The sequence below is a fragment of the Lentimonas sp. CC4 genome (genome assembly GCF_902728235.1).
In the GTDB taxonomy this organism is placed as follows: Bacteria; Verrucomicrobiota; Verrucomicrobiia; order Opitutales; family Coraliomargaritaceae; genus Lentimonas.
Map to the genome: position 1 here is coordinate 616,446 of NZ_CACVBO010000001.1, position 21,566 is coordinate 638,011.

At 48.4% G+C, this 21,566-nt stretch carries 11 protein-coding genes; all 11 read left to right on the plus strand.

Features of this window, described 5'->3' with window-relative positions:
* Positions 1-3: 3 nt before the first annotated feature.
* A complete protein-coding gene (locus GZZ87_RS02700) occupies positions 4-639 on the plus strand; it encodes a helix-turn-helix transcriptional regulator (RefSeq protein ID WP_162027785.1) in 636 nt (211 codons plus the stop codon).
* Positions 639-3,539, plus strand: coding sequence for an SNF2-related protein (locus tag GZZ87_RS02705; protein WP_162027786.1), 2,901 nt, complete (start codon positions 639-641; stop codon positions 3,537-3,539). The genes GZZ87_RS02700 and GZZ87_RS02705 overlap by 1 nt, the downstream gene beginning before the upstream one ends.
* Positions 3,540-3,545: 6 nt before the next feature.
* Complete coding sequence (locus GZZ87_RS02710; RefSeq protein WP_162027787.1) at positions 3,546-5,375, plus strand: DUF262 domain-containing protein; 1,830 nt, start codon at positions 3,546-3,548, stop codon at positions 5,373-5,375.
* Entirely contained in the window at positions 5,372-5,875 is a 504-nt protein-coding gene (locus tag GZZ87_RS02715; protein WP_162027788.1) for a hypothetical protein, read from the plus strand. Before GZZ87_RS02710 ends, GZZ87_RS02715 begins: the two co-directional genes overlap by 4 nt.
* A gap of 11 nt (positions 5,876-5,886) precedes the next feature.
* Positions 5,887-9,075 carry a DNA methyltransferase gene (locus GZZ87_RS02720; protein WP_162027789.1) on the plus strand — a complete coding sequence of 1,063 codons (3,189 nt, stop codon included), beginning with the start codon at positions 5,887-5,889 and terminating at the stop codon, positions 9,073-9,075.
* Complete coding sequence (locus GZZ87_RS02725) at positions 9,075-12,428, plus strand: DEAD/DEAH box helicase family protein (protein WP_162027790.1); 3,354 nt, start codon at positions 9,075-9,077, stop codon at positions 12,426-12,428. The genes GZZ87_RS02720 and GZZ87_RS02725 overlap by 1 nt, the downstream gene beginning before the upstream one ends.
* A gap of 19 nt (positions 12,429-12,447) precedes the next feature.
* Positions 12,448-14,067 carry a DUF2130 domain-containing protein gene (locus GZZ87_RS02730; protein ID WP_244648052.1) on the plus strand — a complete coding sequence of 540 codons (1,620 nt, stop codon included), beginning with the start codon at positions 12,448-12,450 and terminating at the stop codon, positions 14,065-14,067.
* Positions 14,068-14,095: 28 nt separating this feature from the next.
* Positions 14,096-16,183: an AAA family ATPase gene (locus GZZ87_RS02735; protein WP_162027791.1), complete on the plus strand. Its 2,088-nt coding sequence runs from the start codon at positions 14,096-14,098 to the stop codon at positions 16,181-16,183.
* A gap of 107 nt (positions 16,184-16,290) precedes the next feature.
* Positions 16,291-19,068, plus strand: a complete 2,778-nt coding sequence (locus GZZ87_RS02740; RefSeq protein WP_162027792.1) for an ATP-binding protein — start codon at positions 16,291-16,293, stop codon at positions 19,066-19,068.
* Between the two features lie 95 nt (positions 19,069-19,163).
* Positions 19,164-19,691, plus strand: coding sequence for a hypothetical protein (locus GZZ87_RS02745; RefSeq protein ID WP_162027793.1), 528 nt, complete (start codon positions 19,164-19,166; stop codon positions 19,689-19,691).
* Between the two features lie 59 nt (positions 19,692-19,750).
* Positions 19,751-21,529, plus strand: a complete 1,779-nt coding sequence (locus tag GZZ87_RS02750; RefSeq protein ID WP_162027794.1) for a DUF262 domain-containing protein — start codon at positions 19,751-19,753, stop codon at positions 21,527-21,529.
* Positions 21,530-21,566: the final 37 nt, after the last annotated feature.

A 21,566-nucleotide genomic window follows, 5' to 3' on the forward strand; every position in this document is an offset into this window, starting at 1 on the left:
TCAATGAAATCCTTCGGTAATACTATAAAGCTCCTTTTGATGGATCGTGGTATCACCGCAAAGGAGTTTGCTGGACGTATTAATCTGAGTGAAACGTCACTATCTAAGATCGTCCAGGGGGTCACTAAACCGCGGCAGGCGAACTTGACTCGTATCATTGAGGAGCTGTGCAGCACTCCGAAGGAGCAGCAGCAGTTGATCGCAGCGTATGCACGTATTCAGGATGAACTGAGCGATGAGAAAGCGCAGGTCGATCAAGGTGTGTATGACCGAGTTGAGGAAGATCGCGTGCGTCGCTATCTACAGGCGAAGTCGCAGAGTATCGCTTTTCGCGAATCCGTGGCTACGGCGCTGACTGACGCTGACATTGAATTTCAGGGACCACATCAGAATCAGGATATCATCTGCGATTTCTTCATCCCCGGCAGCCCAAGCATCGCAGTCGAATGCAAATCGAATCCGACGCGCGACTGGGATCGAACCATTACCTCGGCTCGTCTCTTCCGTGCAGAACTGCCCTGTGACCAGGTGGTCGTCGTGGTTCCTGATGATATAGCGAAAGAGGTGCTTCAATATGCTGATAGAGTAGCGAACGTTAAAATAGTTAAATTGAGTAGATTGATTGGAGAGCTGGGGTAATGGTAAACGCACTTACAGACTACCACGCCAAATATTATGCTCACGAGCTGACGTCGAAAAACGTCGAAGGTATTGGGCGTTTATCACGGGCGCTGTTTGATGCTCAGGTAGACTTGAATCCGCACCAAATTGAGGCTGCGCTCTTTGCTCTCAACTCGCCACTGTCTAAGGGTGTCATACTAGCGGACGAAGTCGGTCTGGGAAAGACGATCGAAGCGGGCATCATCCTCTGCCAACTCTGGGCCGAGCGTAAACGCCGCATTCTGATCATTGGCCCGGCTGCGATTCGCAAGCAATGGGCATTGGAAATGGAGGAAAAATTCAACCTTCCCTGCACCGTTTTTGATGCGAAAGCTTATAAGACACGTCAGAAGGAAGGGAACCCGCGTCCGTTCGACGCCAAAGAGGTGATTGTCGTGTCCTATCACTTCGCCAATCGCTACAAGGAGGAAATTCGCAGCATCGACTGGGATCTGGTCGTGATCGACGAAGCCCACAAACTGCGCAATGCCTACCGTCCCAGTAATAAACTCGGGCAAGGGATTCGCTGGGCCGTGGAAGACCGTAAGAAGATCCTACTTACGGCTACCCCGTTGCAGAACTCCCTCTTGGAGCTCTATGGGCTGTCTACGCTGATCGATGACATGATTTTTGGCGACGTGGCCGCGTTCCGCTCGCAGTATGTCAACGCAGGCGGTGACATACCTGAGCTACGCCAACGGCTCAGTGGTTTTTGCAAGCGCACGCTGCGCAACCAGGTCACTGAATATGTCAGCTACACCAAGCGTCGGCCGATCACCCGTCCATTCAACCCGACAGACAACGAGCAGAAATTCTACGACGCGGTTTCCGCGTTTCTCCAACGCGAAGAGAGCTACGCGATCCCGAGACAGCGCCGCCACTTGACGATCCTCATCATGCGCAAGCTCCTCGCTTCCTCGGTGGACGCCATTGCTGGCACTTTGGAGACCATGATCCAGCGCTTGGTGGACCTGCGCGACGGCAAGATCGCTGAAATGAGCCTCCCCGCGCAGATCATTGAAGACGATGATCTGGAAGACGAGCTACTCGATGAGATCATCGACGATATTGAAGCTGAACAGAACGAAGATAAAGAAGCACTGCCCGCGCTTAACATCAAAAAGCTGTCTGAAGAGATTAAGGAGCTCGAAGCCTTGGTAAAATGGGCTCGTTTGATCGGCACGGAGACTAAGACCAAAGCATTGGTGCAAGCCTTGGCTGCGGGCTTCAAAAACATGTCCGAGATGGGTGCTGCTCATAAGGCGTTGATCTTTACCGAATCCCGCCGAACACAGGAAGGCCTCAAGGCCTATCTGGAAGCCAACGGCTACGCCGGGCAAGTCGCCCTGTTCAACGGCACCAACTCTGGACCTGAAGCTAAGGCGATCTATGAGAACTGGATCGAGAAGAATCGTGACACGGGCCGAGCCTCCGGCTCACGGGCAGTGGATGCCCGCACCGCGATTATCGAGCACTTTCGCGACAACGCATCTATTTTGATCGCCACCGAAGCTGCCGCCGAGGGCGTGAATATGCAGTTCTGCTCGCAGATTGTTAATTACGACCTGCCTTGGAATCCACAACGTATCGAGCAACGCATTGGCCGCTGCCACCGTTACGGCCAGAAGCACGACGTAGTGGTCATCAATTTCATCAACAACCGAAACGAAGCTGACCAACGCGTCCACCAGCTACTGCAGGACAAGTTCCTGCTCTTTGATGGTGTCTTCGGGGCTTCCGACGATGTGCTGGGCACCATCGAGAGTGGTGTCGATTTCGAGAAGCGTATTCTCGCCATCTATCAGGAATGCCGCACGCCGGAAGAGATCGATACCGCCTTCCAAAAGCTTCGCGACGAGCTTGACGATTCGATCAAGAATCGGATGGCAGACACACAAAAAGCCTTGATCGAGCATTTTGATGAGGATGTGCATGCACGCCTTAAGATGGAGCTGGCCGACACCAAGAGCCGACTCGACGCCTTTGGCCGCCGCTTCTGGGGCCTGAGCAAGCACGTAATCGGTTCCCGAGCCGATTGGACCGAAGCGGACCACTCCTTCAAACTCAAGCAATCGCCTGCTGACGACGTCTTCTCTGGGCACTACTATTTAATCAGCAAGGAGAAGAAAGCCTCCGAACAGACACCTTCTGAGCAGCACGGTCATTTTCTTTACCGTATCTCACATCCTCTCGGTGAATGGGTCACTGAAGCTGGTAAATCCTTAGACACTCCGGCCAGCGAAATCGTCTTCGATATTACCAACCATCCCACCAAGCTAGCACTTGTGGACGCCCTCAAAGGTCAAAGCGGCTATCTGCGACTTAACCGCCTCAAGATCGAAAGCTACGAAGAAGAGGAGTATCTCTTATTCTCTGCTTTCAAGGAAGACGGCAGCTCACTCGACCAAGAAACGTGCGAGAAACTCTTTAACTGCGGTGGTGACACAACGACTTCAGGAATCAACCTGCCCATCACTATTGCGTCTCGTCTAGATGAAGAATCTCAGCGTCATATTGACGCCACGATCAACCGCTCATTGGAAGCCAACAGTCAGCACTTTGGTCAAGCCCGAGAACGTCTAGAGCTATGGGCTGAAGATTCCGTTCTAGCGGCGGAAAATGCGATCAAAGACACCAAGGAGCAGATCAAAGCGATCCGACGCCAGAGTCGCCTCGCCGAGACACTCTCCGAACAGAAGGAACTACAAGAAAAGATCCAATCGCTGGAGAAAAAGCAACGCCGTCAACGACAGCAGATCTTCGATGTTGAAGACGAGATCAATGATAAGCGAGATATGCTCATCACCGAACTCGAAAACCGCCTATCTCAGAAAACCTCCACCAAAGAACTCTTCACGATACGCTGGCAGGTCATTTAATTTTATATGGAAAATTCCACAGATACTCTTGAAGCGCAATTCACGCTTAAAGCATTTAACATCCCGCAATATCAACGTGCTTACTCCTGGGAGAAAGAACCACACCTTGAAGCATTTGTGAGCGATCTCAGGCAACAAGCAGTAGCCAGAATAAAGAACCCTGAGAAAGACTACTTTCTTGGCACGCTACTACTCCATGCGACCAAAGCAGACAGAGTCGATGTCGTTGATGGTCAGCAACGCTTGACCACTTCCGTCGTTTTCATTGCAGCCGCACTCCATGCGCATAAAGAGCGTAGTGCCTTATCTTCAGGGCTAGTCAACCCAGCCCTGCTACGTCGCAACTTCATTTTTGACGATGCTGTGGAAGTGCAGAAGTTTCAGACGATCGAAGAGGACAATTCATTTTTCCGCACAAAAATCCTAAGGTTATCAAACAGCGACGTGTCCGAGGAGTCTCCGTCTTCCAAGCGTCTCAAAGAAGCTTACGACTATTTCCAATCTGAAATCACCGATGCAGAATGGCCCAGCCTAGTCGATGCACTCACCCGCTCCAAGGTAATGGTCTATTCGGTCGCAACCGCAGCCGATGCTACCCAGATTTTCGAACTACAAAACGACCGAGGCAAACGACTCACCAACTTAGAAGCGATCAAGAGCTATCTCATGCACTTGGTCTACCTGCATGCCAAGAACCCCGATGATAATTTAAAGATCATTCAGACGGAATTCTCAAAGATCTACCGAACTGTCGAACAACTCGGACAGATCGGCAAAGCCCCTGCAGAAGACGCGATTCTATCCTACCATTGCGCATCTTATTTAAACTGGGGAGGCGACACGTGGCGTCGCCCGAAAGAACTGATCAAGCATACAATTCGAGATCGGCCCGATGGTGAGGACGTGACAGCCTGGGTGTTAGAATTCTCCGAAAACCTGCGCGAAACCTTTCGTGTAGTTCAAGCTGTGCTCGACCTTCGCGACCAATACCCCGCGTTTGCCGAACTGGTTCTTCTCGACCGCATGGCTAGCTTCTGGCCACTGGTCATTAAGACCTATCGCAAAGATTCGTCCCCAAGCAAAACAGACTTTCAGTTATGCTGTCGCCTGATGGAAGTTTACGCCATGCGTGGTTATGGGCTTAGTAATCTTAGAGCCGACGCCGGGCTTTCTCAGTTTTATACCCATGCACGTGACTTTGAAGGCACTTTCAGTGACCTGCAAAACTTTCTGCATTCCATATCCTATTGGTATGACATTCAAAATCGCTTCGAAGGTGGCTTAAATCGAGCAGGTCTGTATCACAGCAATCGCAAGGATGCTCAATACCTGTTGTGGCGCTACGAAAACCATCTCCGCAGTCAACCCGGCAAAGCAACTGAGCACCTCGGCTGGAGGCAGTATCTCTATCCACGGGACACAAAGAGCAAATTGAGCCTAGAGCATATCGCAGCTCAAAATAACCCAGTATCCGAGACGACGGTTCAATGGGAAGAGCAGGACGAAGAGGCGAAATTCAGTGAAGTAGCCACTCATCGGCTCGGCAATCTCGTGATCGACTCCATCTCCGCCAATTCGGCCAAAGGTAAATACGACTTCACGGACAAGCTAGTCCACCTAAACAAGCACTCCACTTTTCTCAGCCAAGGCGAATTGGAGGACTACGCTGAAACCGGAGATAATGAAGAACCGCAGTGGACATTGGAATCCGTCAAGCAGCGACAACGTGATCTAGTCGCCTATGCGCTCAAGACTTGGTCTCCCGACACCTACTACAATCCACCAGTGCCTGCACTGCCTGAAGAATCAATTGAAGAAGAGGATGAACAAGTATGAGTGATCACGAAGAAACGAAATTGCCACTAGATCAGATCAACCGGGATTGGACTAAGGGGAATTGCTATATGGCCGCTCTTGAATACATCAAAAAATCACCTACCGAAGATCGAATAGACAAACCTCCGGTAAGACTCGTTCATGGCGTAACAAGCTTCGGCCAGCATGCCTGGATCGAATCTGGAGAAAGAGTCTGGGATAATGCTAACAACAACGGAATAGACTGCACAATCGAGGAATATCGTGAGCACTACAAGGCTATGCCTCAACGACGCTTTACCCGCAAAGAAGCTGATGCGATTTTAGTTAAGTTTGAGCAGCCCAGTGGCTTATTTAGCGCCACAAACTGGAGTCAAATAACCGACGAAGAGGTGCAATCTTGCCTCGACAGATATGATCCAGAAACTTCTCCCTTTGCACGAGATGTTTGGTTCTCAAATCCAAAAGACCCAAAAAATAGAGAGAACCTCATAATTCCCTCCCAAGCCAAACAGCACTAAACTTTACCGCCATGAGCAAATACGACGACCTTGTTAAAAAATTACGTGAGATCTTCCAGATCGATAAGCCCGACCTGGACTTCGGCATCTACCGCATCATCAACCAGCGGGCCGAGCAGATCGACGACTACCTGAAGAACACGCTCCGTGAAAAGGTGGAGACCGAGATCGGTAAACGCCAGAATGCGGACGCGGATAGCAAACGAGCCGACCTCATCGCGCAAATCCGTGACGAGTTTGGTAAACGCGCCTTTGACGATGCGGGCGAGCTGACAGATGCCGACGCACTAGCCAGTGACCTCGGCCAGCAATTGACAGCACTGGATAAGGGTGCCGCCACCAATGCCGAGCACGAGAACGCCGTATTCTCGCACCTACTGACCTTCTTTCCTCGCTACTACCACAAGGCCGACTTCATTAGCCAGCGTCGCTATAAGGGAGACACCTACGCCATCCCTTATTCTGGCGAAGAGGTGATGCTCCACTGGGCCAACAAGGATCAGTATTACATCAAGAGCGGCGAGAATTTCTCCAACTATACCTTCAAGCTCGACGACGGGCGCAAGGTGCACTTTCGCTTGGTTTCTGCCGACACTGCGAAGGACAATCGTAAGGATAACGATAAGGATCGCTGCTTTGCTCTAGTGGAATCCAAAACAGTCGTGCGCACCGATGACGAAGGTGAGGAATACGCAGAGACTATCGTGCCAATCGAAGAATGTGAAGTCATCGAAGGTGGCGAAACAAGCACTGAGCTGGTGCTATGTTTCGAATACATCCCCGTCGACAAAAAGACCAAGCAAGAAGCCCTGATCGCAACTGCGCTCAAACGTGTCTTCGACGATGCGGCAGTTAAAGCGCGCTGGCTCGATCTGAGCGCCCGCAAACCGACGGAGAAGAACCCGCAGCGCACCGTGCTCGAAAAGAATCTAACCGACTATACTTCAAAGAATTCATCGGACTATTTTATCCATAAGGATTTGAGTGGCTTCCTCAGCAACGAACTTGATTTCTACATCAAGAACGAGGTCATGCATCTCGACGATGTGCAGGATGCGGAGAAGTTTGCCGATATCGAAAAGAACCTACGGATGATTCAATGCTTCCGTGCTATCGGGCAGGAACTCATTCGCTTCCTCGCGCAAATTGAAGACTTCCAGAAGAAGTTATGGCTGAAAAAGAAGTTCGTCGTCGAGACCAACTATTGCATCACCTTGGATCGAGTGCCCGAAGAGTTATATCCTGAGATAGCAGCGAATGGCACACAGCGTGAAGAATGGGTTAAGCTCTTTGCGATTGATGAGATAAAGGGGGAAGAACTCGGTGAAGTGGCATATGATAATCCACTTTCTATTAATTTTTTAAAAGCTAACAAATATCTCTTAATCGACACTAAGAATTTCAATGTTAACTTCAAGTATGAGCTTCTGGGGAAACTTGAAAATGTTGATGAAACTTCCGATGGGTTATTAATTCAATCGGAGAATTTTCATTGCTTAAAATTACTGAGTTCCAGGTATTCGAATACACTGGACTGTGTCTATATTGACCCGCCTTACAATACTGATGCATCACCAATCATCTATAAGAACGGATACAAAAGTTCAACATGGCAGACTCTGATGCACAACCGGCTAGAAGAGACAAAACACTTGCTAAAAACTGGTGGTGTGACTGCGGTTGCAATTGACGATGAGCAAAGCCGAGAACTATCATTTATTCTTTCTGAATTATATCAGAACTGTGAACTCGGAACTATCGCGGTAAGGTCTAATCCTTCAGGGCGTCCAATGAAAACAGGTTATTCCGTCTCTCATGAATACGTTCACTTTGTGGGTGCTGACTCAACGTCGCTAATTGGTCGCATGCCTGCAACTGATGAGCAGATGGCTAGATTCAATAAAAGAGACTCAAATGGAGCTTTTGAATGGCGAAACTTACGCAGAGAAGGGTCAAACTCTGATCGAGGTAAAAGACGCGCATTATACTACCCTATATACATAGATGGGGGTAAGATTATCATTCCTAAAATGAGTTGGGATAAGGAAGATGAAAATTGGATAATTTTACAGAAGCCGAGAGACTGCGAGCAGGTAACTTGGCCTACAAATGATGACGGGGACGAAAAAACTTGGAGATGGAGTCATACTACTGTGCTCACCTCGATGGACGAACTCGCGGTTAGGCCAGACAGAAAAGGAAGGGATTACGTTTATTATAAAAGAAGGCCCAACGACGCTGGTGTTGCATGTATGTCCTCATGGTTCGACGCGAAACACTCCTCAACCGAGCATGGGTCCTCATTATTGAAGAGTATATACAAAGAAAATCCTTTTTCATATCCGAAATCCATCCACGCTGTAAGGGACTCAATTTATGTTGCCGGTGCATCTAACAAAGACTCAATCACGCTAGATTATTTCGCGGGCTCTGGAACAACTGGCCATGCTGTTATTGAATTGAATAGATGCGACGGAGGTAATCGTAAGTATATTCTAAACGAAATGGGACATCATTTTGATGGAGTTCTAAAATCTAGGATCCAAAAAATCGTTTATTCTGCAGAGTGGAAAAAAGGCATGCCAACTACCCGCAATTCAGGCATTTCCCACTGCTTCAAATACATCCGCTTAGAATCCTACGAAGACACACTGAACAATCTCCAGCTCAAGCGCAATGAAGCAGGGGAACTTTTCACTGATGAGCTAAAAGACGACTATCTGCTCAACTATATGTTGGACGTCGAAAGCCAAGGCTCGCTGCTCTCAGTCGACGACTTTAAGAAGCCGTTTGATTATACGCTCAAAATTGCGGCCGACTCAGCGGGTGCGTTCACGACACAGAAAGTCGACCTCGTCGAGACCTTCAACTACCTGATCGGCCTGCGCGTGAAGCACATCGATGGTCAGTTTGAGCGCGGCTATGTCACGGTCGAAGGCACCCTACCGAGCGAAGAGCGTTGCCTCGTGCTTTGGCGGGATTGTGAGCAAGTGGATTACGACGCACTCAACAAGCTCTGCGAAAAGCTACAGATCAATCCGAAGGATAGCGAATACGACGTCGTCTACATCAACGGCGACCACAACATCCCATCGGTCACACAAGAAGCCGAAGATGAAGGCGGCATCAGTCGTAGCTTAAAACTTCGCCAGATCGAGCCCGAGTTTTTGCAACGCATGTTTGAGGTGGAGGACGTATAATGGCAGTAAAACGCACATCGAAAAAGAAGCGTAGCTTCCACCAGGACTTGGTCCTCAATCGCTGGCTACTCGGCTTCTTCAACGGAGACAGTATTCAAAAGCTCAAGCTACGCCTCGGCGAGGATCGCTATGAAGGCCTACACGAAGACGGGCAGTCGCTGTTCTTCCATGAGCTGACGGGCAACCTTTTCAATATCGACCGCATCAGTGAGGATGAGTTGCGGCGTTATGATTTCAATATCGTCACCTATTGGGATGAAATAACGAGTGCCCGTAACAAGATCGAAGGCCACGTGTTGCAGATGAAATACTTCCAGTATCTCTCGCTGCTCTTTACTGAGATTTATCTAGATTGGTATTTTAACCGCAAACAGCAGTTGCTGGATGGGCTCAACGAAGCACTGGATCAATTCCACAGCGATGAAGGGCAGATTCTCTTTCAGCCATTTGTGGCCGATGATCTCAACAAGATCGCGTTTTGGAATGCCACAGGTAGCGGCAAAACGCTGCTACTGCATGTCAATATCAAGCAATACCTGCACTATTTCCAAGATGGTCGCGACGGGGTCTACCCGGATAAGATCATTCTGCTGACTCCTAATGAGGGACTATCCAAGCAGCACCTTGAAGAGGCTCAGCAATCAGGCTTTGGCTTCACTAAACTTTTTGAGAAAGACAGTAAGCCCGACTTTAAGGGCACCATCGAAGTCATCGACATCAATAAACTCGGTGACACCATGGGCGATAAGACCGTCGCGGTGGATGCGTTTGAGGGCAATAACTTGGTGCTGGTTGACGAAGGCCACCGAGGCACCGGCAAAGAAGCAGGAGCTTGGATGCGTCGTCGCAGTGCACTCGTCTCGAATGGTTTCGCCTTCGAGTATTCTGCCACATTCGGACAAGCAGTGGGTAAAGGGCCGACCGTCGAAAAGGCGGAGGATGAAATTCGTAAAACCAAGGCAAAGACGATTCATGGCACGACTAAGCTCAGCGAGATTCCGAAGGAGGACATTGCAAAGGTTACGCTCACGAATGAGGATCGCCAGAGAGCACGTAACAATGCGACGCGTGAAACCTACGCCAAGTGCACGCTCTTCGACTACTCCTACAAATATTTTTACGAAGACGGCTACGGTAAAGAGTTCCTGATTCTTAACCTCAAAGAGGACAAGGAAGACGATGATCAGAAGCTCTATTTCACCGCCTGCTTATTGAGCTTCTATCAGCAGCTCTGGCTATGGGAGACCAAGAAGCTAGCGCTCACCGATTATAATATTGAAAAGCCGCTGTGGGTATTCGTGGGCAATAAGGTCAACGATGACGACTCCGACATTTTGACCGTTACCAAATTCCTTGGCGATTTCCTCAATACTCCGAAGCAAATGGTGCCTTGGATTGCGGATTTGATTGCAAACAAAACGCGAATTCTCGACGCAAAAGGTAACAATATCTTCCATCAACGTTTCTTACCAATGATGGGGCGCGATGCCGCCGAAGTTTACAAGGACATCTTGAAGCGCCTCTTTAATGCGGATGCACCTCAGCGGCTCAAACTGGTGAATCTGAAACGCAGTAAGGGCGAATTAGCGCTGCGAGTCGGTGATGCAGAACCGTTCGGCCTGATCAACGTTGGGGATGACTCGAAGTTTCACACACTGGCCGACAACAACAGTGACGAGATCTTTGATACGGAATCCGATGAGTTCGGCGGAGCGCTCTTCAAGTCGATCAATCGCAAGGATAGTCCACTCAACGTGTTGATCGGCTCGCGTAAGTTCACCGAAGGCTGGAGTAGTTGGCGTGTCTCTACCATGGGCCTTCTAAACATGGGCACTGGCGAAGGTTCCCAAATCATCCAGCTCTTTGGTCGAGGCGTCCGCCTCAAAGGGAGCAACTTCTCACTGAAGCGGACATCTGTGACAGAGCGCCCCAAAGGCCTACACTTGGATAAATTGGAGACGCTCAATATCTTCGGTGTCCGCGCCAACTACATGGCCAAGTTTAAGGACTATCTCAAAGAAGAAGGCATCACGCCGACGGATGAGATCCTGGAGCTCGATTTCCCAACTAAAGCCAATCTACCCAGTAATCAGCTCAAGACACTGGGGCTGAAAGACGGATACAAAGATAATCAGAAGAACGGCTTTAAACGTAAACACTACCCCGACCTCTACGAGGTGCCTGCGGCTTTCATGGATGCAAAGACGAAGCAGCCAAAGATCAAAATGCCGCATGTGGTCGTGGATCTGTATCCGCGCATCGAAGCATTGAGTAGCACATCCAAAGGGAGTGCGTCTAAGAAGGAGGCCCGAAGCGAAGCGAAGCTTTCAACTGAAGTGATGGAGCATTTCAATTGGGATCAACTCTTCATGGCGGTCCAAGACTACAAATTACAACGTAGCTGGAGTAATTTACGTGTATCGAAAGAGCGCCTTAGGGCCTTCTGCTTTGCGCGTAATAGCTGGTATACGCTGTATGCCCCGGCCAAAGAGATGCAGGTCACGCGCTACAGCGATGTCTTTAAGCAGCAACGAATCCTCACGCAGCTTCTGGTTGATTATACAGATCGATTCTACAAGGCGCTCAAAAATGCCTATGAAGGCCAATTCTATGAGGTCATCGCGATGGATGAAGATCATAGCTCGATGCTCAAGCTGTATCACTTCGAAATCGAAGACAGCAGCGAAGGGCAGGTCTACCTGCAACGCTTGGAAGTCCTACAAAAGTTAATAGCAGAGAAGAAGCTAGCCGATGCCTCAAGGAGTGCACCGAATCAAATGGTCGCCATTTGCTTTGATCGTCACCTCTATTATCCGCTGTTGCATATCGAAGATCCAAAGGGCGTGCCTCTGAAGCTCCGCCCCATTGCCTTTGATGCTGAGAGCGAAGTTCGCTTCGTGAAGGATCTGGAGACCTTCTATCAGACCAAGAAAGGCGAGGAAGCGCTCAAAGGACGCAGTCTTTACCTACTGAGAAATGCCGACAGCAAAGGCAGAGGTCTCGGCTTTGCGACCGCAGGCAATTTCTATCCCGACTTCCTGCTCTGGCTGGTCGACGAAGAGACCGGTCAGCAGTGGCTCAACTTTGTTGATCCAAAGGGCATCCGTAATATCGACCTGGCGCATCCCAAGCTACAACTCTACCGAGAGGTCAAGAACGTCGAAAAGGAACTCAAAGACCCAACACTGACGCTCAATGCCTTCATCCTATCTGGCACCAGCTTCGAGGACCTACTCAACGTCAAAGGCAAGGTAAGCAAACAAGAGCTCGAAGACCGGCATGTTCTCTTCATGGACGACGACAAGGACAGTTATCTTGAGAAGCTGATCCAGCAAGCAACTACAACCCCTTAAATTTATTCTTTAGAATTTTATGAACGAAATTTCCTGCCCTCACTGTGGTAAAGCATTCAAGATCGATGAGACCGGATACGCTGATCTCCTAAAGCAAGTCCGTGATAAGGAGTTCGACGCACAGTTGCACGAACGGCTGGAACTCGCTGCGAAACAAAAGGACGATGCCGTGGAGCTCGCGAAGGCAAAGCTTAGCACCGAGCTTAAGGCTGAGTCGCAGGAAAAAGAAGCAACGATCAAAGAGCTGAAGGTCCTGCTGGAAGCAGGGAAAACCGAGCAGCAGTTCGCGGTGACTAATGCGGTGACAACAGTTGAAAAGGAGCGTGACGACCTCTTGAATCAGCTGAAGCAAGCAAAGCAGGAAACTCAGAATGCCTTCGAGCAGGCGGAGAGGGACAAGGCCAGTGCCGTCGAGCTAACCGAACAAAAGGTCAGTAGCGTATTGCGGACAGAGCTTCAGGAGCAGAAGGCAATTATCCAGGAACTCAAAGCTCAGTTGGATGCGGGGAGGACGATTCAGGAGTTGGCCGTCAAAGACGCCGTTACCAGCTTGGAAAAAGAAAAAAGCGACCTCGCTAATCAATTACAACAAGTCAAAGCCGATGGCGAGAACGCCACGAAGCTTGCTGGCATTGAAAAGCAGCAGGAACTCCAAGAGCTCAAAGGTCAGCTCGAAGCCAAGGAAATTAGCCAGAAGCTGGCAATTACTGAAGCGGTGGGTGTGGTTGAGAAAGAGCGAGACACACTCAAACACAACCTAGACCAAGCCGCCCTAGAAAAACAGGTCGCTGAGAAGGCCATTACGGATCAGTATGAAGTTCGCCTAAAAGACCGAGATGGGGAAATTGAACGTCTTAAGGAATTTAAGGCCAAACTCTCAACGAAGATGGTCGGCGAAACACTTGAGCAACACTGCGAAACGGAGTTCAATCGCATCCGTTCCACCGCATTCCCGAGAGCCTATTTCGAGAAAGACAACGATGCCAGCTCTGGGAGTAAGGGTGACTACGTCTTTAAGGACAATGACGAGACTGGAACCGAGATCGTTTCCATCATGTTCGAGATGAAGAATGAGAACGATACCACGGCCACGAAAAAGAAGAATGAAGACTTCTTCAAAGAGCTGGACAAAGACCGCAACGAGAAAGGCTGCGAATACGCTATCCTCGTCTCGCTCCTAGAACCCGAGAACGAACTCTACAACTCAGGGATCGTAGATGTGTCCTACCGCTACGAAAAGATGTATGTCATCCGACCACAGTTCTTCATCCCGATGATTACATTACTGAGGGATGCCGCGATGAATGCCCTGAGCTACAAAAACGAACTCGCACTGGTGAAATCCCAGAACATCGACGTGACGAACTTCGAGGCAGATTTAGAAGATTTTAAATCGAAATTTGGCAGGAACTACGATCTAGCCTCCAGACAATTCCAGACAGCAGTTTCTGAAATCGATAAATCGATCAGTCACCTACAGAAAACGAGAGATGCACTTTTGAAGTCGGAGAACAATCTACGCCTCGCAAACGACAAAGCCCAAGACGTGACAGTGAAAAAGCTCACGCGCAAGAACCCCACGATGAGTGAGAAATTCGAGCAAGCCAAAGCAGTCAGCCAAGCTGGTGAGATCGAGTAAGTCTAATCAACGCCCAAGCCCATTAGAGATGAACATCGAGATAAAAAACTGTAACAATATCGATTTAGGAGTGATCGGCATTCAGCCTAAGAAGCTGAATATCAAGCTAGGTATTAACGGAACAGGCAAGAGCACCATTGCTAGATCATTGACGCTGAGTGTTGACGAAGAAGACCTCTCTTCACTCAAACCGTTCAAGCATGAAAATGACAAGACGGATGAGTATACACCTGCTGTGTCAGGATTAGACGAGATTGGTTCGGTCAAGGTTTTTAACGAAGAGTATGTCACTCAATTTGTATTCAAACCTGAAGAGCTGGTTGAAAATAGCTTCGAGATTTTCATTAAGACACCTGCATACACTCAGAAGATGGAGGCCATTAACGCCCTCATAGGAGATGCAAAAAAGGTTTTTCAAGAGCACGAATGGTTGGCTCAGGCGATCAAAGATTTCGATCAACTTGCTGCTGATATGCGCACGACTGCTGCGGGGGCGTTGGCTGGAAATAGTAAGATGTCGAAGGCGTTTGGTGGGAATGGCAATATTCTGGAAAATATTCCTGACGAGCTTTCGAGCTACACGAACTATCTTAAATCGAATTCGAATGTGAAATGGTTGAAGTGGCAGGCTCAAGGGAACGCGTTTTTAGATTTGGACAGTGGTTGCCCTTACTGCATAGCACCTACAGAGGAGAATAAGGAGAGGATCAAAAAAGTCAGCGAGGTATATAACAGCAAGACTGTTGAAAACCTCGGTGCAATTATTGATGTGATCGAAAAGTTGGGAGACTATTTCTCCACTTCAACTGTTTCGACCCTCGAAGGGATCGTGAAGAAAATTGAAGGTTTAAATGAAGCTGAGGAGCTTTTTCTCGTCACCCTGAAACAACAGGCGGAAGCTCTTTCAAATCACCTAAAGAAGATACAAAATCTATCGAATTTCGACTTCAAGGATAAGGACAGGGCTGAGGAAGAAATCAACGCCCTGAAGATCGATATAAGCCTTTATCAATATCTAAACTCTGAAAAGACTCAGCAGGTGGTAGCTTCTGTTGACGCTTCCATCACCGAAGTTGTCGATAAAATTGGCCTCCTTAAAGGTCAAATTGCTCAACAAGAGAGGCTTGTTAAGGACGCTATCGAAAATAATCAAAAAGAGATTAATGGCTTTTTGTCCTACGCTGGCTACAAGTATGAGGTAGAACTGCTAGGAGAGAAAAACGACATCAAACTACGGCTTAGACATACAGATGGAACTAAGGCTGTGCAAAATGGAGATCAGCATTTGAGCTATGGTGAAAGAAACGCATTTGCCGTGATCCTCTTCATGTATGAGTGTTTGGCTCAAAGCCCAGATTTGATAATTCTGGATGATCCAATTTCTTCATTCGATAAGAATAAGAAATTCTCGATACTGCATAAGCTCTTTAGAGGCTCGAACTCATTGAAGTCTAAAACCGTTCTTTTGCTGACGCACGATGTCGAACCCGTCATCGACACCGTAAAGATCATGCCTGATAAATTCGCTGAGTTTACTGTGGCAAGCTATCTCAGAAATCGCAATGGCTCTCTTACCGAAGAGACTATCAGCTATGGAGATGTCCTCAGCTTTAAACAGGTTTGTGATGCAGTCAGGGAGACACATCCTAACAAACTTATCAGGTTAATTTACTTGAGAAGGTATTTTGATATTCTTGATGACAAAGGTATGGAGTATCAGATGCTTTCAAGCCTTTTCAAGAAAGCCTCAACTCCATACATCAAGAATGGGGATGATGAGGTGGACTTTACCTCTGAACAAAAATCCGAGGTAGAGGGTAAGGTCAGTGAGCTTGTCGGAGGCTTTTCCTACGATGAGTTACTCGCTGTGATTGGCGATAACACCCAAATAGTAGCTGCATACCGGCAGGCTGAAAATGGATATGAAAAGGTGCAGATCTTCAGGCTCCTTGAAGCGGAGCATGAAGATCATGTCGTAAGAAAGCATATTAGTGAGACCTTCCACATCGAAAATGATCTAGTGTTCCAACTGTCACCTCAGAAGTATGATCCTGTCCCCGATTTTCTTATCGACACTTGCGACCAGTATATCGACGAAAATCATACTCAGGGTTAGTTCATTATGCCCTATTCATCAAAGTCTTATTCCAGCCAGCGAGTAAGCACTATTACAAAGCGCTAATAATCTTCCTTACATGCTCTCATCTAGAGACCGAAGTCGAAATGAAAATCGCACTCTATCTAAAAGCACTCGAAACTCAGCCTCGAAAGTTTGTATCCTTCCTGCACGAGGAGGATCAAGGACCTACCGAATTCTCTGGGAAGGCTCGCCAGGAAGAGATGCTCATGCTCCGGCAGTTTGTGACAGAGTGCCTACTCAAGCCGTTTATTTTTCTGATCTACCGGCGCTGGGCGTATCACACCCAGCAAAAAAGCCAATTCGTCCTTCGGCCACATCCAGAAGCATTGAGCGGTCAGTTTGAGCATAGCCGCCTAGCATTGGTATGCGAACTCGATGCATCGAACCAACTGGTAGTGATTGGGGCGGAAGCTCGTTCGGGGGACGTGGTCGAACACCTAGAGCGCGAGTGCTTGGCTCAGTTGGTCATTCCTTCTTCAGATCCGTGGGCATCACCCATAACAACCGACGAAGCGGGGCTGGATTTCATCCAACAGCTGCCAGAAGTCGGTGCAGATATTGAAAAAGCCATCCGTAGTTGGACGCACTATCTCGATTGGCGTCAAAAGCTGGCCGAGCGTAAAGCGAATGAGCTCTACACTTTTAAAAGCTCTACTGTCACCGCTCGTGGCAGTAAAGTCGAACTGACGCTCGAAGATCCGCATGTCTATGAAATGATCAAGAATCGGCTCGTGGGTGAAACTATTCGGCTCTACACTGAAGATGTGCGCGAACAGCTCGTTGCGGATCCAAACGACGAATCTGAGGACGAAGAGGATCGCTCAAGACGCACACCGCCACGAGCGGTGTTTGAAGGTGCATTTAAGTCGGTGCGCTCGGTCGGCAATGAACAAGAAGCCACCCGCGGTCGCGGCCGCTACAACCTTCGCCGGAGAGGCTCACCGACGGGTCAGCCTGAAATGTTGCGGATCTGCATCGAGGCTGAAAATGAGGATGGCGCTCAAACTTACGATGCGCGCGACATTCCCGATCGAGGCTTATTGCAAGCTGCGATGGAAGGTGAATTAGCGGCGATTGACGTGCAGCGTAATGGTCTTCGTAGGCTTGCAGAGTTTCAAAGCCAGAACCCACAGCTCCGCTCGTGGCTCTTTGATGCTAAGGCTGCGCTTCCTTGCAATGGTGAGCCGCCTGCATTTGAGGCGGATACATCGCCTCATCCGAATGAGGAGCAAATGGACTGTGTGAAGCAAGCGTTAGCGCTGGAAGATTTATTGCTCCTCTGGGGCCCTCCGGGCACAGGTAAAACCACTGTCATCGCTGAAATCGCATCGCAGTATTGCCGCCTTGATGGTCGTATCTTGATTTCCTCACAGGCGAACCTCGCAGTGGATCAAGCCTTGGAGCGGCTACCACAACTGCCTCACATTCGTCCGGCTCGAATTAGTAGCAGTAAGCAGAACCGCAAAAGCACCCTAGTTCACGAAAATATGCGGTGGTGGCTGCGCGCTTGTGCCAATCAAGTGAAAGTCGACGCAGAATCGGAAACCGATCCGACTTGGAAGGCCTTGATGAATGATTGGACGACGCACCTCCGAGAGAACGTCAAGCTGCAGGATCTGAATGAACCGACGATTCGACATTATCGGAAGCATGCAAACGTCATCGGAGCGACCTGTAGTGAGGCTGGTAAGCCGGACTTCTACAGTAGCACGGAAATCAACCCCGTGTTCGACCTGTCGATTGTGGATGAGGTGAGTAAAGCGACTCCGCCCGAACTGATCCTGCCGGCATTGCTCGGCAAACGAACCTTACTGGTCGGTGACCACCGTCAATTACCTCCAGTCTTCCGGGAAACGACATTCCCTGAAGCAGTTGAAAACGGTGAAATCACTGAGCAGGAGTTTGATGATTTCAAGGAGATGGTAACAACCTCGTATTTTAATCATCTATTCGAAAGCGTCGATCCGAGCACCCGCGTCGCGCTGGATCAGCAGTATCGCATGCACCCACAAATCATGGCTGCGGTGAATCAGTTTTACGCAGATCAGCCGCTACGGCCGGGGACGGGCCATGATAAGCTTTCAAAGCTTAAGCAACATAACTTCCATTTGGCCAGTCATTCGGGTGAGAAATGGTTAAAGCCCGGGGCGCACTTGGTCTGGATTGATTCCACTCATGACCTGCGAGGGCAAGCGGTCGAAAATCAGCGTGCAGGCACATCACGGTTCAATGAGGCCGAGGCTGATCTCTGTGTGGACTTATTACGTTCACTGCTACCCAAGACCGAGGACATCGGCATTATCAGTCTTTACCGTGCACAAATTCTCCAGATTCAAAAAAAGCTACGTGAAGAGAATGACTCGAAGCTTCGTCGTTTTTTGGAGGCAAAAGGTGTGAATACGGTCGATCAGTTCCAAGGAAGTGAGCGGGACATTATCATAGTGAGTCTCACGCGCACCGATGACCATCTGAGCGGCGAGTTCATTAAGGATTTCCGGCGCATCAATGTCGCGATTTCCAGAGCCCGAAAGCTGCTCATCGTCATCGGTCGAAAGAAGACCTTTGATTCCGGCCAAGTCGAGGTGCCAGCGGAGGAAATCGGGCAATCCGAAGTAAAGCCCGCCTATCAGGCGATCCGCGAGATCGCTGAACAGTATGGCACCTTCACGACTCTCCAAGCGGTCAGTTCTAATAGAGGCGAACGTAAAAAAGCATCACCTCCGAAGGGGAACCGTCGCCCTCAGCATAAGAAACACGACAAGTCTAAGAAGAATCACAAGCCTCGGCAAAATGAACAACTGAGCAAACATGAACTGAATACACTAATGAGCGACTTCGATCAAAAGTTCTCCAATACCTGAGACCTATTTATATGCCACTCCCACCAACCGCTGAAATCATTTGTTCTTTCACCACAGTAAAGACGCAACCGTTGAGCCCTTTTGTATGGCTGCTATTGAAAACCCTCAAGAGCTTTGAAAGTCCCAACCGACCGGACTTCAAAGAACTTGCAGCGAAAATGGCTTTCAAAGATACCGCCTTCCTCACTCAAGCATGGAGTGAATTGGAGCAATTCAAACTGTGTGAATCGGGAGAAGGTGAAACGCTGTCTAAAGAGCGATCTATTGTGCAGATGTTAATGAGAGGGACCCGTGTAGATTATGAACATGCGAAACTCACAGGACAAGGTGAAGAGGCTTTGCGCGATGGTTTCATTCGTGTCGAACGCGAACGTAGGCGCACCGCCGAAGTGCTTTATTTCATAATTCGAGATGGTAAACCTGTGGCATGGAAAAACCACTTTGAGTCGAAAGATCTTGGTTCATTGGAGCATCCGAAATGGGCCAATAAGGTAAATGCGGCAACGATTTCAAAAGCGCTGAAAGAACAGCGTGAATCAGACGACGAGCACATTGAACCAGACGAGCAGGTCTTCGACTTAGAAATCCACTGGGAAGAAAGCCGGAAGGTGAAGCTGGACTGACCCTGATCTATTTTCGGTGACTCTATTCATTTTTCAATAAACAATTATATACAAATACGATGCCTCAAGAACACGAAATTAAGAGTGAAAAGATTTTAGTAAAAAAAATATTTTCGGATATGTGGTTCCGGATTCCTGATTATCAGCGCCCTTACATATGGGGTAAAGATCAGGTAAATGACTTACTGGACGATTTAAACTTCGCTCAAAAGAATAAGCCTAATCAGGAGTATTTCCTAGGTTCTTTTGTTTACCAAAGTAAGCGCGCTGGAAGCGTTGTTGGACAACAGTTTGATGAGAATGACCTACTTGATGGCCAACAGCGGATGACAACTATGTTGATGCTTTTTGCATGCATTCGTGACTTGGCTGATGAGCCAAAGGTCACTGCCAGTTGCACGAAGGCTATTTTCCAAGAAGGTGACGATATCGATGAGATCCCTGAGCGCACACGCATCGTGTTCGCAATTCGTGAGGCAGTTCAGGATTTTGTTAATGAATACATAAAGAAAGCTGGAGGCACTGCCCAAGAAGAAGAGTTAGAAGCGCTGATTCATAGTTCCGAAGACCCGTCTGTGCCTAACATGGTGAAAGCCATACAGGAAATACGGCGTTATCTGTCTGATCCAGAAAACTCAATTCTGCTGAAAGACTTTTTGATGTTCCTGCGCAATAAAGTCTTATTGATTTATGTTTCAACCGAAGACCTAGATGACGCTTTTCGCTTGTTCATGATTTTAAATGACCGTGGTGTGCCACTCCGCAATAGTGACATTCTAAAATCCCAGAATCTAGGTGCTTTAGAATGTGAGCAAGACAGTGAGCGCCTGAAACGGCGCTATGCTGAATTATGGGAAAAAGCTGAAGGTGAATTGGGCGATGAGTTTGACCGGTTCCTAAACTACCTTCGAACGGTTTTGGTCAAAGAGAAAGCTCGTTTGAACCTTTTAGACGAATATGATCAGAAGATATATAATCCAAAGGAAAAAGATAAGAAGACGGGCCAGCTAAAGCCCGCGTTGCTAACAAAAGGGAAAGCAACCTTTGAAATGGTCGAACGTTACTTAAAGCACTACGGAACCTTGATCAATGGAGTTAATGTCACACAGGTTGGTGGTAACTTTCGCTTCGATAACTTGATTAAAATCATGTGGGTAGGATTACCATCAACGGATTGGATTCCTCCACTGTTGCGCTACTTTGATCGTTTCAAATACAATGGAATACTAGAATTTTTAACGCTTCTGGATAATAAGTTTTCATCAGATTGGGTTTCGCAGTATACACCGACAGCACGTATTGAGAATATGAATGAGGTTATTCGTGTTGTAGAATCTTGCGCTACGCCTGAAGAGGTATTGCAGAGCGCTTGTTTCGATGTAGATCAGGATGCATTTGTCCGTTCCATCGAGTCTGCTGTGTATGGACGTAGGTTTACGCGTTACCTTCTATTGAAACTGGATTATATTTACCACAATGAGTCCCAAAAGCTCAGCGTAGACCGTCTCTCTGTTGAGCACATCCTACCTCAGACTCCAGAGGATACCAGTCAATGGAAGCAGGACTTCACCGATAAACAGCGTGAAGAATGGACACACCGATTGGGTAATCTGGTGCTGATCACAACCAACAAAAATGCCTCACAAGGGCGAAAGGACTATGCGAATAAGAAAAAGGACTATTTCCTGAAACGAATTGATACCTGCCCAAATTCACTGCGAGTGCTGAATCAGAACGATCAGTGGACGCCAGTTCAACTAGAAGCCAATCATCGTGAGGTTCTAGGTAAGCTCCGTGAGCATTATGGAATTGCTCTGCCTGTGGCTACCGAAAGCTAGGTAAGCTCTAGGAGCATATCAGATTAGAGTATTCACT

Excerpts from the sequence above, each read along its gene's own strand:
- GZZ87_RS02700 (WP_162027785.1), top strand. The coding sequence starts at position 4 with ATGAAATCCTTCGGTAATACTATAAAGCTCCTTTTGATGGATCGTGGT.
- GZZ87_RS02705 (WP_162027786.1), top strand. The coding sequence starts at position 639 with ATGGTAAACGCACTTACAGACTACCACGCCAAATATTATGCTCACGAG.
- GZZ87_RS02710 (WP_162027787.1), top strand. The coding sequence starts at position 3,546 with ATGGAAAATTCCACAGATACTCTTGAAGCGCAATTCACGCTTAAAGCA.
- GZZ87_RS02715 (WP_162027788.1), top strand. The coding sequence starts at position 5,372 with ATGAGTGATCACGAAGAAACGAAATTGCCACTAGATCAGATCAACCGG.
- GZZ87_RS02720 (WP_162027789.1), top strand. The coding sequence starts at position 5,887 with ATGAGCAAATACGACGACCTTGTTAAAAAATTACGTGAGATCTTCCAG.
- GZZ87_RS02725 (WP_162027790.1), top strand. The coding sequence starts at position 9,075 with ATGGCAGTAAAACGCACATCGAAAAAGAAGCGTAGCTTCCACCAGGAC.
- GZZ87_RS02730 (WP_244648052.1), top strand. The coding sequence starts at position 12,448 with ATGAACGAAATTTCCTGCCCTCACTGTGGTAAAGCATTCAAGATCGAT.
- GZZ87_RS02735 (WP_162027791.1), top strand. The coding sequence starts at position 14,096 with ATGAACATCGAGATAAAAAACTGTAACAATATCGATTTAGGAGTGATC.
- GZZ87_RS02740 (WP_162027792.1), top strand. The coding sequence starts at position 16,291 with ATGAAAATCGCACTCTATCTAAAAGCACTCGAAACTCAGCCTCGAAAG.
- GZZ87_RS02750 (WP_162027794.1), top strand. The coding sequence starts at position 19,751 with ATGCCTCAAGAACACGAAATTAAGAGTGAAAAGATTTTAGTAAAAAAA.